The sequence below is a fragment of the Limnothrix sp. FACHB-1083 genome (assembly GCF_014696485.1).
GTDB lineage: Bacteria > Cyanobacteriota > Cyanobacteriia > CACIAM-69d > CACIAM-69d > CACIAM-69d.
Window position 1 is genome coordinate 43365 of the sequence record NZ_JACJQD010000007.1, and the last position, 16493, is coordinate 59857.

Consider the following 16493-nt stretch of genomic DNA (forward strand, 5'->3'; position numbering starts at 1 on the left):
ATGCCGGTGCAAACCCGTTCGTTCGGGGGACTGAAGCTTATGCTGCTAACGAATACTCCAATGGGCGCTCATTAGAAGATGCTTAGATATCTTCTAGGATCACTTGTGGCGGGCCGCACGAATCACGTGGGGCAATACACCAACGGCCGCCGCTAGGACTTGATCCGGTAACTTGTCAATATCTGAGCGATCAAAAAATTCTTCAAACTGATCCAGCAGTTTGCGGGCCCGCTGCTTGGCATCGCCCCGCGCCGTGAATCGTTCCACCAACTTCAGCCATTGCAACCGAATTCGGTAGCCTGTTTCCTGCTCCTTTAAAGACTTGGGCAGCAACAGCTCAAAATCTCCCAACGGAATCACCGCCTGACAGTCTTGATCCACCAGACCGCCCACCGCCGCCCCGGGCCCTGCAAATTCGGCATAGAACTCTTTGATCAACAACAGGCCGTTGCGGCGGCGATTGTTGACAATCCAAACCTGACCACTCAGAACACGGCCGAGGGGCGATTCGGGGTTGATCGGGTCGAGGGGCGGCGGGTCAAGCTGAAACACAGAGGCGACGTGGGACGGGTCTCGATGGGCGGCGGTAGAAAAACGATCGGGAGAGAGAGAGAGGCGAATCACGGTCGTAGCTTACCCCAATGGCTTTTGCAACAACAGACGTGTGGAACGTTGCCAACTGGGTCGAGAACCACCGCCCGATCGCCCGCTGGGGACAAAGCCAGCTCGATCGTATAACCGCCTCGCCGCACAATTATCGGCCAGGACATGAAGATACAGGGCGGAACTATCCCAGTGACGTGCCACTTCTTCGCAAGCGGACAGGAGTTGGAGTGCAACTCCCCGCCGACGATAGTCGGTGCGTACCGCCAGATTGGAAATGTAGGGATAGTGATGTTGGTTCAATCGCCAAGGCAGATTGGAGCGTGCTGCAATCTCGATCGTGCCGATCAGCTCAGGATGCTGACCCCGACCCGTCGCCGCCGTGGGGGCCGTGAAAGCCACCAAACACAGACAGCGATCGCGCTGGGATTGCAGTCGCGTTCGCAAATCTTCGTAGATGCCAGCCCGCAACAGGGGGAACAGCCAACGCCACCAGCCTTGTCGTCGGTGAAAGCTGTCCGCCAACAAATCGGCTAACTCGGCTAAGTCTCGAAACTCCGCCGGTCGGATTTGCAAAGGCAGGTCAGCGCATGGGTAACTCGATCGAACCAGGTTTTGGGGAATCAGCATGAGCAACGGGGCCACAATCTTTAGGAACACCAACCACCCATCAACAGCAGCGAACTGCCTTGATGCTAACCATCTTCACACCTGTGCCGACTGTTGATTAGCCTCCTCAGTCTCGGGCATTTTCTGGGGTGCGTTTGGGGCCCCCGATGGGGACTCTTTTGGGGGTCTTTGGGGGATGGGGTGTCTGGCCACCTAGCGATCGATCAACACTCAACACCATGGTTGATAACAATCGATAGGGAAAATTGCGGGAAGGCTAACTAAATTTTGCCCACCTAGCAATCACGTCCCTGTTGATGTCAATCCCATGAAATTTCATTGCCCCAATGCCACATTGGCAATCTCCTAGAACTCATTTATCTCCGCCTAGAACCAACAGTCCGGTGGTTTCTAAGGGGGTTTTTAAATTGTCTTCTTAGGAAAAGAGCAAAGCTCGCGTTCGATCATATCCTGACCAGCCCAGAATCAAATCAGGATCTGATCCGAGGCGATCGGGTATTGATTGACACATGGAGATCTGGGAAATTCGAGATCTGCAAAAAAGAGGAGCGATCGCCTCAATTCAGTCTGCAATTAGGTGCTTAGAAAGAAGACCACAACAATCGGCCAAGTATGGGATTTAACCTGAATTTGATCAATTCAGGCTCTGTTGCGATCATGAAGCAACAAGGACAAAGTTGGATTTAGAAAAAACACTATCCAAACTTCAGCCTAATTTAGACCCCAAACGTTGACAAATGGGTGTGGCCACAGCTTCCTGACAGACTTTCTTGAATTGTGCCGCGCACCATCCTCACAGCACCCATACAACCCATCTTGAGTTGATTCTTGGGTTGTCGTTAAATTACGATTCATCCATTATTTGGCGAAATCCATAAAAACTCAATCTATCTCTCCAATCTTCAAGCAATCTTTAAATAAGATCGATAAAATTAGTTTGCTTATCCATCACTTTTGCTAAAGGGAGAAGTCAGGTTTTCGGAGGGGTGGAGACGGATTTTGGCAGCAACCAATCCCCACAGGACGCAATGGGGCTGGTTGCTGAAGGGGCTGATGCAGCCCATCGATCGGCCGCGCTTGGGCAAGGATTAGCGATTGGAGCGGAAGGCGGGATTGAAAAAGAGTCGGCGGATGGTTTGTTGGCGACGCTCTCGGTTCTCAGAGGTCAAATTCCAGAGGCTTTCATAGAAAAAGAAGGACACGCCGGCCAGTTGCTTTTGGCGCACCAGTTGCACTTGGGTGGCCACGCGATCGATTGGCATGGGCTTGACCTTCAGCCCCGTGAGAATGCCGACGCTGACGGGAATTTTGTAACTGGCAATTTGTAAATCCCGATCGAGTAGTTCCGCCTCAAAGAGGGCCGGATCTTCCCGGTAAATTTGCACAATCAGTTCATCAATCCAGCCGCGCCCCACCCAGTCTGACCAAGATTGCAAGGAAGTGCTGTAGGCAAAGGGTTGGGGATTGGGCGAAAGGGACATGATCGCCGTCGATCGCTTGGCCTTGAGGGTTTGTTGAATTTGCCCCATCAGTTGCGTTAGCCGACCCGATCGCCAGCGCATCCAGTCTGGATCTGTGGCTAAATCCGGCGGGGTTTGGCCAGCTCGCTCCAGGGCGTATTGGGCCAAGGTGGTGGGGTCATAACCTAACTCCACCGGATAGGCGAAATGGTCATCAAATTGAATGCCGTCCACCGGGTAGCGAGCAGCCAGCTCATCCACCAAATCGGTCATGAATTTCTGCACATCCGGGTGGCCAGGATTCAACCAAACCCTTGTATCGCGTCCGTACTGAAACCGGTTGGAACCGTCACGGCGCTGGGCAATCCAACCTGGATTCCGCCGAGCTAACTCGGAGTTGGCCGGAGCCATTAACCCAAATTCCAACCAGGGCACAACGGCCAAACCTAAACGACGACCTTCAGCGATCGCCTCGGCGAGGATGTCTCGCCCTTGCAGACCGGGGTGGGGGTCAATGCGTTGGCCGCTGGCCCGTTCGGCCACGTCGCTGGGGTAGAGGGTGTAGCCACCGTTCCAAACGGTGATGTAAACGGTGTTGAAGTTGGCGGCTTTCAGGTTTTCAAGGGCCTGACGCAGGCGATCGCGATCGAACAAGATATCGCTGTCAATGTTGGTTAACCAAGCGCCGCGTGTTTCCGGCGGCCGGGCCACGAAGGGCGTGAAGGCATCGGTGGCGGGGGTTTCCAACCGATCATTCAGGGCTTGGCAGAGGAAAGCGGCGGCCTCTCCTCGGGTGACCGATCGCTCCGGTTCCAAGCGACGGGGGTTGGGATAGCTCACCACCTTGCCGGCCCGGACGGCGGCGGCCACGGCCGGTCGCACTGGAAATTCCACCCGCTCACCATCCTCAAAGGTTTGGCGCAACAGGGTTCCGGCCCGAGGGTCAGCCGCGTTATCCGTCCAGCCCAAGCGGGTCATGATCATGGCAATTGCCCGATCGCGGCGCAGGGGTTCGTTGTCCTTGCCGGTGCGGGCGATCGGGGGGCCTTCTGGGACAGCCTGATTCAGCAGCCGCGCCAAATCTTCCGGGGTGGCTGGCTCATCGGGCTGAAATTGCCCAGCGCTGTTCAGGGGTAACCATCGCCGCTCGGCCAAAGCTGCCAAACAGCTTCGCGACCAATGATCACCGCCATCGGTGGGAGCTGCGATCGCCCCCAGCGCCAGGGGCCCCGCCCCGATCGCGCCCGAGAGTAATGCGCCTGATAAGAGCCTGCCCAACCCTAACGGCTTGGTGAATGGCTTGTGGAATGGCTTGCTGAATAACTGGGTTAATCGCTGGTTGAATGGCTGGTTGACTGGCTTGGCTAAGGCTTGGGATTTGGCCAAAACGCCGCATAGAGGCGCTGGGGATCGTGTCATGGTGTTTGCTGCCCGTTCGATCGCATGTTCACCGCAGGGACGGAAATGCCCAAGGATATAGCGCAATACGAACCATTTCTGACGAGGCCGGCATAGATTGCCTAAAAATCTCCGCCTATCCCCCTAACCTTCGCCCTTCTCGCCACAGAGAATGAACAGCGGGTCGATCGCCGCCAAAACCTGGCTATTGGCCCGCCGCTCCAAGCGATTGCCCGCCGCTTGCACCACCTCAATGTTCAACGCTTGCACCTCCGCCAGGGCTTCCGAAAGGGCGTATAGACCCTCCAGGCTGGTAGACAGGGCCACCACGCGCCCCCCCAAAGGCAGCCGCTCCCACGCCGTTTCCAACAAGTCCTTCAGGGGCCGCCCACCACCGATGCAGACCCGATCGGGCGGTTGCTTCAGCAGGCCAAAACAGTCCGGTGCGCTGCCTTCCACCACCCGCACATTCTTGACCCCAAAGCGATCGCAGTTAGTCCGAATCAGTTGCACCACGTCGGAATCTCGCTCGATCGCCACCACTCGCCCTTGTGGGATCATCAAAGCCGCTTCCACCGAAATCGTCCCCGTGCCTGCGCCGATATCCCACAGCACGGAATTGGCCGACAACCGCAACATGGACAAAATCGCTAGCCGGGTTTCGCGTTTGGTCATCGGAATGCCCGGCAACCGCTCAAACAAATCATCGGGAATGCCGGGTGTGACGTAGGGCCAAAGAGGTGTGGTCATAAAAATTCAACGATATCAAGGTTTCGAGAACTGGGGGTTCGATCGACTGGCCGATCGCCCCGGAATGGGCCGATTTATAAATTAACAATTCTGATTAATCAAGATTGATTTCATTAGTTGATTGGATGATGCTTGATTCTTCAATCGCTTTATAGTTATAAAACGAATACAGGTTCGGGCTGGGGTCACTCAATTCCTGGGAGATTGAGCGTCCCATCTCAATGGGCAATGCCCGGAATCAAAGGCTGAAGGCTGACTGGGCGATCGCTTGCGGGTTGCTCAAAGCATTAGCTCTCTGAATCTAAGGCATTGTCCGTCACTGGAGTGCTAGTCCCATAGGGGCATAGGGAATCGCTTTCGACTTGTTCGATCGCCCCTGTGCCCCCATTTAATTCCTGCTTACCCGGCCTCCAGTAGCCATAACCCCAAGTCTGGTGGGCTTTCTGAGTCCCCAGAATACCAACCTTAACCAAGGTTTGACAGAGGTACTCATCCATGACCCTATCTTTGCGATCGACTCCCGCGCCTAGTCGCTGGGATCGGTTTTGTAACTGGATCACCAGCACCGAAAACCGCTTGTATGTGGGCTGGTTTGGTGTGTTGATGATCCCCACCATGCTGACCGCCGCGATCGTCTTTATCCTGGCATTCATTGCCGCGCCGCCCGTAGACATTGACGGCATCCGCGAACCCGTTGCCGGTTCCCTGCTCTATGGCAACAATCTGATTTCCGCCACCGTGATTCCCCCATCCGCTGCGATCGGGTTGCACTTTTACCCCATTTGGGAAGCCGCCTCATTGGATGAATGGCTCTACAACGGTGGCCCCTACGAGCTGATCGTTTTCCACTTCCTGATTGCGATCTACAGCTACCTGGGTCGCCAATGGGAACTGAGCTACCGATTGGGAATGCGTCCTTGGATTCCCGTGGCCTTTTCGGCTCCCGTCGCTGCTGCCACCGCTGTTTTGTTGATTTACCCGATCGGGCAAGGTAGCTTTTCCGATGGCATGATGCTCGGCATTTCCGGCACTTTCAACTTCATGATTGTGTTCTCGCCGGAACACAACATCCTGATGCACCCCTTCCACATGTTGGGCGTGGCTGGTGTTTTTGGGGGCGCACTGTTTTCCGCCATGCATGGCTCGTTGGTGACCTCTTCCTTGGTACGGGAAACCAACATGAACGAATCGCCTAATCATGGCTACAAGTTCGGCCAAGAAACGGAAACCTACAACATCGTGGCAGCCCACGGTTACTTTGGCCGGTTGATTTTTCAATACGCCAGCTTCAACAATTCCCGTTCGTTGCACTTCTTCTTAGCCGCTTGGCCCGTGATTGGCATTTGGTTCGCCGCCTTGGGCGTTTCTACCATGTCTTTTAACCTGAATGGATTTAATTTCAATAACTCCATTTTGGATAGCCAAGGACACCCGATTAACACCTGGGCTGATGTGCTGAATCGAGCCAACTTGGGCATCGAAGTGATGCACGAACGGAACGCGCACCAGTTTCCTTTAGACTTGGCAAGTTCGGCGGACTTTCAACCCGTTTCGGCCTTGCAATCGGACTTTCAAGCGGACTTTCAACCCGCTAGCCTGACAGTTCCCGCAATCGCAGGCTAACTGAAAGTTTGTGACAGGCTAACTGAAAGTTTGTGGTGTCGAAATTGGTCTTGAGGCTGATGGAAATGATGAATCAATGTCATGGTTGGCATGAATTCGTTACCCCGTAGAAGCGCAACAGATTAACTTCTCAGGTTAACTTCTCGGATTCGTCATTCTCAGCACTCATTGGATGGGGGAGACTGCGCGATCGCACCTCCCCTTTTTGTTCGGCCAAACCACCCCAGCCGAAATCACCGGTTTATTTGTGGCTCTTGAGGAGTTGTGTTCATGACCGTTATTTGGAAACAGCTATCAGCCGATCGTCCGCCGGTCAAGTTAAACCTGTGGGCCGTAGGATTCTTTGCTGTCTTTCATCTTGTTGCCCTCTCTGCCCCTTGGTTTTTCTCTTGGTCAGCCCTGGGAGTTTGCCTCCTGTTGCACTGGCTATTTGGCAGCATTGGCATCTGTCTCGGCTTTCACCGCCTCCTCAGCCATCGCAGTTTCCAAGTGCCCAAACCCCTAGAATATTTGATTGCCTTAATTGGCTCCATGGCGCTGCAAGGGGGGCCAATCTTTTGGGTCGCGGGTCACCGATTGCACCACGCTTTCACCGAAGACGAAGACAAAGACCCCTATTCCTCTCGGCGCGGTTTTTGGTGGAGCCATATGCTCTGGATGTTGTATCCGCGGCCGGAGTTTTTTGAATACGATCAATACCAACGCTATGCGCCGGATTTGGCCCGCGACCCCGTTTATCGGTGGTTAAATCAAAACTTCCTGTGGCTGCAACTCCCGATCGCGATCGGGTTGTATTTCTGGGGTGGTTGGTCTTTTGTGATTTACGGCATTTTCCTGCGAGCCGTTTTGCTTTGGCATTCCACCTGGTTCATCAATTCCGTAACCCATTTGTACGGGGGCTATCGTCCCTTTGCAACTGAAGACACTACCCGCAATCTCTGGTGGGCGGCCATTTTGACCTACGGCGAAGGTTGGCATAACAATCACCATGCCTACCCCCATGTGGCGAAATGTGGTTGGCGTTGGTGGGAAATTGATATGACCTGGTGGGCGATTTGGGTGCTGTCTATTTTGGGCTTGGCGCGCAATATTCATCAGCCGCCGGAGTTGCTGGAATCATAGGCCTTTGATCCGGAAGCTTGAAATAGAATCCGTGATTCAATAACCGAAAAAATTGAATTGAAAACCATCGGAGCAAGGGGCTTAAGCCCCTTGTTTTTATTGGTAGTTTTATCTTGATAAAATCCGTGATTCAATAACCGAAAAAATTGAATTGAAAATCATCGGAATAAGGGGCTTAAGCCCCTTGTCTTCGTTAGCCCGTAGGGTGGGCATTGCCCACCAAATTGTTGCTTCATGGCATTTGCGATATGGCGTGCCAATTATTTTAGGTAAAGGCTGTAAACCTTAAAAATAAAGCTTAAAAGATAAACCTTAAAACCCATGAATTGATCGATCGACTTGATAGACCCGACCATTAACCATTATTGAAACGATCGAACCGGTTGACGATCGGGTCATGTCGTTCGGGAAGCCGTGCGGCATAATGGGGCGTGGTCTCGGCTTTGGGGCCGATCGACTGGGATTTTTGACCGAGATCGCTCGCCATGATTGAAGTGGAACAGTTGCGGAAGGTCTACGGCAGCACCGTAGCCATTCGCGAGGTGACGTTTTCTGTGGAGCCGGGAGAAATTTTGGGGTTTCTGGGCCCCAACGGTGCAGGCAAAACCACCACAATGCGAATTTTGACCGGCTATCTACCGGCCACCAGTGGCACGGCGCGGGTGGCGGGATTTGATGTGCATGACGATTCGATGGCGGTGCGCGAACGGATTGGCTATTTGCCAGAAACGCCGCCTCTCTACCCAGATATGACGGTGGAGGGATTTTTGAACTTTGTGGCGCGAATTAAGGGCGTTTCGGCGGGCGATCGGGCGGAGCGGGTGCGCTGGTCGATCGAGCGCTGTGGTTTGAGCGATCGCCGCAAAACCATCATTAATAAATTGTCGAAGGGCTATCGCCAGCGGGTAGGGATTGCCCAGGCGATCGTGCATGATCCACCGGCCATTGTGTTGGACGAGCCAACGGTGGGTCTGGATCCGCGCCAAATTGCGGAAGTCCGTAACCTAATCAAAAGTTTGGCGGGCGACCATACGGTGATTTTGTCCACCCACATCCTGCCGGAAGTGAGCATGACTTGCAGCCGGGTGGCGATCGTGAACGGTGGGCGAGTGGTGGCCACCGACACCCCCGACAACCTGATGGCGGGTCGTGTGGGCGGCGCGGCCTACGACTTGGAAATCGATGGCGCTGAGTCGGCGTTGGTGGCCCTGACGGAAGGGGAGTCGCCGCAATTGCTCGATCGGGCGGCCCAGTTGGTGGAGCGGTTGCAAACGTTGGCGGGAGTGCGATCGGTCACGCCCCAAGGATCTCCGGGCGATCGACCCGATCGATTGCGGTTGAAGGTGGCGATCGAGCGAGATACGGAACCTGCCCAGGAAATTGCCCGCGCCGTCATTGCCGCCGATTTGGGGCTATGTGAATTGCGCCGCAGCCAAGCCACCTTGGAAGATGTGTTCTTGGATTTGACCACGGAGGAACCGACGACCCCAACGGAGACAACTGGGGCGATCGACTCCCATGATCCGGTGGCTGTGGATCCCGAACCGATCGACCTTGCCATTTCCCCGGACTCGCCCCCGGAAGCGGCTGAATAAGGCCCGCTTGGGTTGACCTGTCATACCAATTTTGAGCTGCCAACTTTTCTGCCCATAGATTGTGAGTGACGGATATGGAATCGGCAACCAGCTAGTCAACGAATTGCATGATCAAAAAGTGCTTTCTCCTGGCCTTGTTTCCTAATACTTTCCTGCTCTAATTGCCACGACTGATTCTTCTTGCTTCTCAACTTTCAATTCTGAATGCTGGCTTCTCGATTTTGCTTGCGCATCTTTCACGGCTAACTTTTAGATTTTTCTCAAGGATGGTTGAAACTGAGGCATGGCTGTTAACTTAGGACATCGATTGCGAGTAATTTTGGCCAATATTGTGGCCATCTATCAACGGGAATTACAGAGTTATTTTGTCTCTCCCTTGGCCTATGGAGTGGCTAGTATTTTTTGGCTAATTGCAGGCATCTTCTTTGTGGCGGTGCTGCTGGGGCCGGCGGGTATCATTGCCCAATCGGCCATGCGCGATATGCAGGGCCAGCAAATGGGCATTCCTGTGCCGCCGATCGATGTTCCCTATGAATTTCTGAAAATTTATTTGGGGAGTTTGGGGTCACTATCCCTTTTCATTCTGCCGATTTTGTCCATGAGTCTCTATACCGAAGAGCGCAAACGCGGCACGATCGAGCTATTAGCCACATCACCAATTACGAACTGGGCCGTAGCCCTGGGCAAGCTCTTGGGGGTGCTGACCTTTTTTGCCAGCATTTTGGCTCCGATTCTGTTGCTGGAATTGATTGTTTTGGCGGCCTCTAATCCGCCCATTTCTCCTTGGGTGGCAGTATCGGGGCATCTGGGGCTGTTGCTGATGGGGGGTGGCGTTTTGTCTCTGGGAATGTTCCTGTCATCCCTGACGGCCAGCACGGTTTTGGCGGCGATGATGACCTTTGCCCTCAATCTTTCCCTCTGGATTATTGATCTGTTGGCTAACGCGATCGGGGGTGATGTGGGTCAGGCGATCGGGCATTTATCTTTGCTGAAACATTACGAAGCGGCGGTGCGTGGTGTGCCCGAAACAGGCAGTGTAATTTTGTTTTTGAGCTATATCCTACTCGGCATTTTCTTGACGGCTCAATCGGTGGAAACCTTCCGTTTTCAGCGCTCTTAGGCATATCCTCAGCAGTCTGGATTTTGGGGCGATCGCCTAAATTTCATCGCCTAAATTTCATCGCCTAAACTTCATTGCCTGAGTTCAAGCGCCTGGGTGCGATTAGGGAAATGCAACTGAGGAACTGCAATTGAGCAGATGAAATTGTTCGTGTGAAATTGTGCAAGTGAAATTGAGCGAATTCAGTATTAATTCTGGCTTGTTTGCCATTCAGGGGGAACTGATTTAGTGGCTATGAAACTGGCATCTGTACGGCAACTGTTGCCTCGTTATCTCAAATCTGGGCTTAGATATCTCGGTAAATATCTAATTTTCGTGGGCCTGTTCCTGATGGCGGCGGGCCTGTCAGCGGGCTTTGTGGGTGGTTGGGGCCCCTTGGCTGGGGGACTGATGGTGGCTGGCATTGTGGCGATCGGGATTTGGCTGGTCACCCACGGTAATTTGCGCCGCACTTGGAGCCAGCGATCAACCCAATCCAATACCAATGCATTGTTGGCGACCTTGGCCGCGTTGCTAATTTTTGGGGCGATCAATTTCTTGGGATCTCGTTACAGTACCAAGTTTGATTTAACCGAAACTCAACTGTTTACGCTGGCTCCCGAAACCCAGGAAACGGTGCGCAATTTGGGTCAAAAAATCAAAATCTTGGTTTTTGATCGATCGCTCTCTGATACCGATCGGGAACTGCTGAGTAATTACGCCAAATTAAATCCCAACTTCACCTATGAATTAGTCGATCCACAGGTGGATTTTGGCCGGGCCCAAAGTTTTAAGGTCAAATCCTTTGGGGAAGTGTATTTGGAAGCAGGTGAACAAAAACGCTTAGTGACCACCTTGGGGCCCGAAAGTCGCCTGAAGGAAACGGAGTTAACCAACGCGATCGCCCAGCTTTCCAGCACCACCCAAGCAACGATTTATTTCCTGCAAGGCCATGGAGAGCGCCCAATTGAAGGGGAACAGGGCGGTTTGACGGAAGCGGTGACGGGCCTGAAAACCAAAAACTTCATCGCCAAACCCTTGAACCTGATTCGTGAGGGCAAAATTCCTGAGGATGGCATTGCCTTGGCGATCATTGGCCCCCAACGTCCTTTGCTCGATCGGGAACTGGTGCTGCTGGAAACCTATTTGCAGCGGGGTGGGCGGCTGTTGGCGCTGTTGGATCCCGCGTCCGATGGCGGCCTCAGCCAGTTGCTGACCCGTTGGGGGGTGAAGCTGGATAACCGCCTGGTGGTGGATGCGTCGGGAACGGGCCAGTTGGCCGGTTTAGGCCCCGATGCCCCGATCGTCACCCAATATGGCGACCACCCAATCACCCAGGATTTCAAAGGCGGGGTTTCGATTTACCCGGTGGCGCGATCGCTCGAAATCGTCACCACCAGCGGCATCACGGCCACACCTCTCATCAAAACCGACGAAAAGAGTTGGGCTGAAAGCGAACCCACCGCCCAACAACTCACCTTCACGCCCCCGCAAGATCGCCAAGGGCCGTTGGTTTTGGGGGTTGCCTTGGAACGGGCGATCGCCCCTGAACCGGCCGCGAGTCCCTCCCCCAGTCCTAGCCCGACGGCCAGCCCAAGTCCGACCGTATCTCCAACGGCATCCCCGACTGCTTCTCCGACGGCTAGCCCAAGTCCGACCGTATCCCCGACCACATCCCCAACTGCTTCTCCGACGGCTAGCCCAAGTCCGACTGGATCCCCAACCGCATCCCCGACGGCCAGCCCCAGCCCGGCCCCTAGTCCTTCGCCGAGTCCTTCCCTCAGCCCGGCCCCTCCGAAAGCCGCTCGGCTGGTGGTGATTGGTAACTCGTCGTTTATGGCAGATGGGCTATTTAGCCAGCAGCTCAATGGCGATGTGTTTCTGAATTCGGTGGGTTGGTTGGGCGATCGCGCGGAAAGCAGCCTTTCCATTCGGCCGCGCGAACCCAATAACCGACGTTTCACCATCACGAATCAACAGTCCGCGCTGTTGCTGCTGTTGGCGTTGGGGGTGTTCCCGATCGGGGGGCTGACCTTGGCGGGTGTGATGTGGTGGAAGCGACGCTAGGGAGCGAACGACCATGAAGCTCAAATCTTCGACCCTTTGGATTTTGGCGATCGCCCTGGGGGTGGCCGGTGGCGTGGCTTTGTTTGAGACGCAATCCACCCAAAAACAAGCCCAACAACAGCAACAGGCCAAGCTGTTTGGCTTTGCGGAAGCTGATATTCAACAGTTGACCCTGAAACTGGGCGATCGAACCGTGCAGCTCGATCGCCGGGCCAACTTCCAACCGGGGCAAACCCTTTGGGAACTGCGGTTGAATGGAGGTGCAGCGGAACCGGCCAGCGATGGAGCCGTGGCGTTTTTGACCAGTTTGCTGGCCTCGTCTCAGCGCGATCGCACCATTGAGCGATCGCCCGCCCAGCTTGCAGAATTGGGCCTCGATCGCCCCCGTGCCGAAATCACGATGCGCCTGAAAACCGGCCAGCAACATCGGCTGGCGATCGGGCAGGCTGGGTTTGACGATTCTTTTCTCTATGCGCTGGTGGATCCGCCCCAACCCTTGCCCGGCAAGGTGTCTGTGGCCTTAATCCCCAAGGATTTCCAGCTCGCCACGGTCGATCGGCCCTTAGCGGAATGGAAGCAACCGCCGCCGCCTCCAAGTCCTAGCCCGAGTGGATCGGTCACGCCCAGCCCGACAGCCGGCCCCACAGTCAGCCCGACGGCTAGCCCCACAGCCAGCCCCAGCCCCACGACCTCACCATCGCCCGCAGCCTCACCGTAGGGGCGCATCGCCATGCGCCCTCCGGTACGCCAGATCTCGGATACCCACCAAATCTCGAATACCCAACCGAGATCAGGCGATCAACCCCGATCGCCCGCAGCCTCACCGTAGGGGCGCATCGCCATGCGCCCTCCGGTACGCCAGATCCCCCAATACCCAAAGGAGATCAAGCGATTGATCCTGGCGGAGAGCGTACAGCGGAGGGCGTACAGCGGAGGGCGTACAGCGGTACGCCCCTACGGAATCTACGGCCCTGTGTTCGTCAGGGTTTCGCTTAAAATTCAAAGGTTCGATCGCGCCTCCCACCTTTGCAAACATGTCTTTAGCCACTGCAACACTGCTCATTAACTGTCCAGATCAACGGGGTTTAGTCGCCAAAATTGCCAGTTTTATTGATGCCAACGGTGGTAATATTTTGCACGCCGACCAACACCAAGACCCGACAGCCAATCTCTTTTTGAGTCGGGTGGAATGGCAACTAGATGGGTTTAATTTGCCCCGCGATTTAATTGATCCAGCCTTTGGGGCGATCGCCAAACCCCTCGGCGCAACTTGGCAGCTTCACTTCTCTGACGAAGTACCCCGGATGGCTATTTGGGTTAGCCGTCAAGATCATTGCCTGCTGGATTTGCTGTGGCGGAACAAAGCCGGTGAAATCCCCGCCAAAATTGTTCTCATTATTAGCAATCACCCGGACTTGGCCCCGATCGCCCAACAATTTGGTATCGACTATCACCACGTGCCCATCAGCAAAGATACCAAGGCCGAAGCCGAAGCTAAACAATTGGAGCTACTGCGGGAATATCAAATTGATTTGGTGGTGCTGGCGAAATATATGCAAATTCTCACCCCGGGATTTGTGGCGGCTTTTCCGAATGCGATTAACATTCACCATTCCTTTTTGCCGGCATTTCCCGGAGCCAATCCCTACCAACGGGCACACGATCGGGGTGTGAAAGTGATTGGCGCAACGGCCCACTACGTCACCCAAGATTTGGACGAAGGGCCGATTATTGAACAGGATGTTTCCCGAGTCAGCCACCGCGACACCGTTGAGGATTTGGTTCGCAAAGGGAAAGATCTAGAACGAGTGGTTTTGGCCAGAGCGGTGCGGTTGCACTTACAAAACCGGGTGTTGGTGTATGGCAACCGAACGGTGGTGTTTGAGTAGGTTTTTGAACCGGGGATTCACCGAAAATGGGTAGCGGAATGGGTTATGCGATCGGGTCAGGAAATTCACCGAAGATTTAGCCGATCGCCTGGGATGCCGCCAATTGAATTCCGTGGCGATCGAGCAGCTCTTGCACCGGAATCTTGGTGTAATCCTTGCTGTAGAAATCATCATGCACCACTTGCCCATCCCAAATGATGATATCTAGGTCGATCGTCCGGGGGCCAGACTTAATTGGCCCCTTGACACGCCCTAGGCGCTTTTCCAAATCCTTCAAATATTGATTAAATTCCAAATAGCTTAAGTGGGTGGATACCCAATAGGCCCCATTCAAGAAATCATCCTGATTTTGATAGCCAACGGGAGCGGTCACAATGTAAGCGGATTTATCAACCAGTTGATGTTCCTGGGCTAAAATTTGCTCCGCTTGCTGGCAATGGTGCTGGGGTTCAATGTTGGAACCAACGGACAAAATTGCTTGATACATGGAATTTAGCCTCAGAAGCGGAATCAAACGTTGGTTAAACGGGAACAGGCGATCGCTGGAAAAAAGGGCGATCACCGGTTGGGATCGCCCTTGTGTTTATTGCTTAATTTGGGTGGTCTGCTCGTAGGTCACGGCATTTTGCCCCACATTGGTTAGGGATTCTCCCCCATCCACAAACAAAATTTGCCCATTCACAAAAGGATTATTCAGGATATAGTTCACCGCTTGGGAAATGTTTTCCGTAGAGCCTTGTTGCTTCACGGGAATGCCCTGAACTCGCCACTGAATATAGTCACTGGTGCGGCTCCCGGCGGGCAAAATGACACCCGGAGCAATGCCATTAACCCGCACTTGGGGAGCCAGTTCGATCGCTGCCAATTTTGTAAATTCTGCCAAGGCTTTTTTGGAGAGCAAATAGGCTGAATATTGATATTGGTTGAAAGCCACCTTGTTGTCGATGATGTTAATCACACAGCCGGTTCCGCCGTTTTTGGCAAAGGCTTGGGTGAGGAAGTAGGGGGCTTCAAAATTCACCTTAAATTGCTTGGCAAACAGGTCAGGCGTTGTCTCTGCGATCGGGGCTGCGTCATACACGGAAGCACTGTTAACCAACAGGTTTAAATCGCCAAAGCGCGATCGCACGCGATCGATCAAAGGCTGCATGTCCGGTTCATGGAGCAAGTCAAAGGGAAACAGCTCGCATTCCACTCCCAAAGCGCGAAATTCCGCCGCCGTTTCCTGGGCTGCATCGTGGGAGGAACCATAGTGCAGGGCAATGTTGTAACCTGCTTTGGCCAAACCGAGGGCGATCGCCTTGCCAAGCCGAATGGCGGAACCCGTAACCAGTGCCGTACCTTGAGTTTGGGTCATGATTGGGGGAAATAAAGTATCAGAATGTCCTGGGCAATCGCGACCCAACGAGTTCAAAACAACGCAATTAAGCAGTTTAAACTGATTATTAATATTCTGTTACGTTCTGGCTCATCTGTGGTTGGTCTGTCGCGGATGAGCGCTTAAGGGCTTTGGAAAAATTCTGGTTTGTTCCGAGAACGAACGGCTTGAATGCCTGCAAAGATGATGGAAGGATCCTGGCGTAAGTCAACCGTGAGGGTTGGGTCAATTGCCCGGAGATATTGCGCGATCGCGGGGCCATCGCCGCCGGTAATCACCGCCGTGCCGTGGGGATAGCGCGATCGCCAGGTTTGCAACCAAGTTTGCGCCAGGACGGCCACGCCCCAGACCACCCCACTGGCGATCGCCCCGATCGAGTCCTGGGCCCAGAGGGTTGGGAGTTGGGTGGGTGGCAGCACGGCCGGCAGGGCGGCAGTTTTTTCCGTGAGGCTGCGCAATTGCAACCCCAACCCCGGCGCGATTGCCCCGCCGATTAGTTGTCGGTTTGGATCCACAGCCGTCACGGTCAGGGCCGTGCCGCCATCAATCACCAGGGCCGGGAAGCCGTAGCGCTGACCCGCGCCCAGCACAGCCAAGGCGCGATCGATCCCCAAGGTGGAATACAGCCCCCCGATCGGGAGATCGGCCAACGTGATCATGTGCCAGTCAGCCCGATCGCTCCATCGATCGAGTGCCCCCGGAACCACTGAGGCGGCCCAAACGGGTCGCTCTAGGGCCAAATGATCCGGGGGCGGCTGTGCATCATCCCAGGTGCGATCGAGCCGATCGCCCGTCCAATCGCCCCAATGCCAGCGCGAATTCCCCACCATCAGCGATCGCCAGCGATCGGCCCCATCGTTGCTCGTCGCCATCGGGAGC

General features: G+C 54.5%; 15 protein-coding genes. 7 read left to right on the plus strand and 8 right to left on the minus strand.

The window, feature by feature from the left end; translation table 11 throughout:
* Positions 1-99: 99 nt before the first annotated feature.
* The 4 genes from H6F46_RS10395 to cbiT form a co-directional block, all read right to left on the minus strand.
* Positions 100-624, minus strand: coding sequence for a hypothetical protein (locus H6F46_RS10395; protein ID WP_199291502.1), 525 nt, complete (start codon positions 622-624; stop codon positions 100-102).
* A 9-nt stretch (positions 625-633) separates the two neighbouring features.
* Positions 634-1263, minus strand: a complete 630-nt coding sequence (locus tag H6F46_RS10400; RefSeq protein WP_190355270.1) for a GNAT family N-acetyltransferase — start codon at positions 1261-1263, stop codon at positions 634-636.
* Between the two features lie 1058 nt (positions 1264-2321).
* Complete coding sequence (locus tag H6F46_RS10405) at positions 2322-4112, minus strand: glycoside hydrolase family 10 protein (RefSeq protein WP_190355269.1); 1791 nt, start codon at positions 4110-4112, stop codon at positions 2322-2324.
* A 123-nt stretch (positions 4113-4235) separates the two neighbouring features.
* Entirely contained in the window at positions 4236-4841 is a 606-nt protein-coding gene (gene cbiT, locus H6F46_RS10410; protein ID WP_190355268.1) for a precorrin-6Y C5,15-methyltransferase subunit CbiT, read from the minus strand.
* Positions 4842-5336: 495 nt separating this feature from the next.
* On the opposite strand from cbiT, the gene psbA reads away from it, so the two are divergent.
* Entirely contained in the window at positions 5337-6464 is a 1128-nt protein-coding gene (psbA, locus tag H6F46_RS10415) for a photosystem II q(b) protein (RefSeq protein WP_190355267.1), read from the plus strand.
* 270 nt (positions 6465-6734) lie between these two features.
* Positions 6735-7586 carry a fatty acid desaturase gene (locus tag H6F46_RS10420; protein ID WP_190355266.1) on the plus strand — a complete coding sequence of 284 codons (852 nt, stop codon included), beginning with the start codon at positions 6735-6737 and terminating at the stop codon, positions 7584-7586.
* Positions 7587-7941: 355 nt separating this feature from the next.
* On the opposite strand, the gene H6F46_RS19575 is transcribed toward H6F46_RS10420, so the two are convergent.
* On the minus strand, positions 7942-8073 hold the full coding sequence (locus H6F46_RS19575; RefSeq protein WP_255508960.1) for a hypothetical protein: 132 nt from the start codon (positions 8071-8073) through the stop codon (positions 7942-7944).
* Here H6F46_RS19575 and H6F46_RS10425 point away from each other — a divergent pair.
* The 5 genes from H6F46_RS10425 (at position 8072) to purU (ending at position 14236) form a co-directional block, all read left to right on the plus strand.
* Entirely contained in the window at positions 8072-9181 is a 1110-nt protein-coding gene (locus H6F46_RS10425) for an ABC transporter ATP-binding protein (RefSeq protein ID WP_190355265.1), read from the plus strand. The genes H6F46_RS19575 and H6F46_RS10425 overlap by 2 nt on opposite strands.
* Positions 9182-9488: 307 nt before the next feature.
* Complete coding sequence (locus H6F46_RS10430; RefSeq protein ID WP_190355307.1) at positions 9489-10301, plus strand: ABC transporter permease subunit; 813 nt, start codon at positions 9489-9491, stop codon at positions 10299-10301.
* A 234-nt stretch (positions 10302-10535) separates the two neighbouring features.
* Positions 10536-12347 (plus strand): Gldg family protein, encoded by a 1812-nt coding sequence (locus H6F46_RS10435; protein WP_190355264.1) that lies wholly within the window; start codon positions 10536-10538, stop codon positions 12345-12347.
* A gap of 13 nt (positions 12348-12360) precedes the next feature.
* Positions 12361-13065: a DUF4340 domain-containing protein gene (locus tag H6F46_RS10440; protein WP_099534155.1), complete on the plus strand. Its 705-nt coding sequence runs from the start codon at positions 12361-12363 to the stop codon at positions 13063-13065.
* A 316-nt stretch (positions 13066-13381) separates the two neighbouring features.
* Positions 13382-14236, plus strand: a complete 855-nt coding sequence (gene purU / locus H6F46_RS10445) for a formyltetrahydrofolate deformylase (RefSeq protein ID WP_099534156.1) — start codon at positions 13382-13384, stop codon at positions 14234-14236.
* Positions 14237-14312: 76 nt separating this feature from the next.
* Here purU and folK read toward each other — a convergent pair whose 3' ends face one another.
* From folK to H6F46_RS10460, 3 genes are all read right to left on the minus strand, one after another.
* Positions 14313-14723, minus strand: a complete 411-nt coding sequence (gene folK, locus H6F46_RS10450) for a 2-amino-4-hydroxy-6-hydroxymethyldihydropteridine diphosphokinase (RefSeq protein ID WP_190355263.1) — start codon at positions 14721-14723, stop codon at positions 14313-14315.
* 96 nt (positions 14724-14819) lie between these two features.
* Positions 14820-15593, minus strand: a complete 774-nt coding sequence (locus tag H6F46_RS10455; protein WP_099534158.1) for an SDR family oxidoreductase — start codon at positions 15591-15593, stop codon at positions 14820-14822.
* Positions 15594-15736: 143 nt separating this feature from the next.
* Entirely contained in the window at positions 15737-16486 is a 750-nt protein-coding gene (locus H6F46_RS10460) for a pantothenate kinase (protein ID WP_190355262.1), read from the minus strand.
* Positions 16487-16493 lie beyond the last annotated feature (7 nt).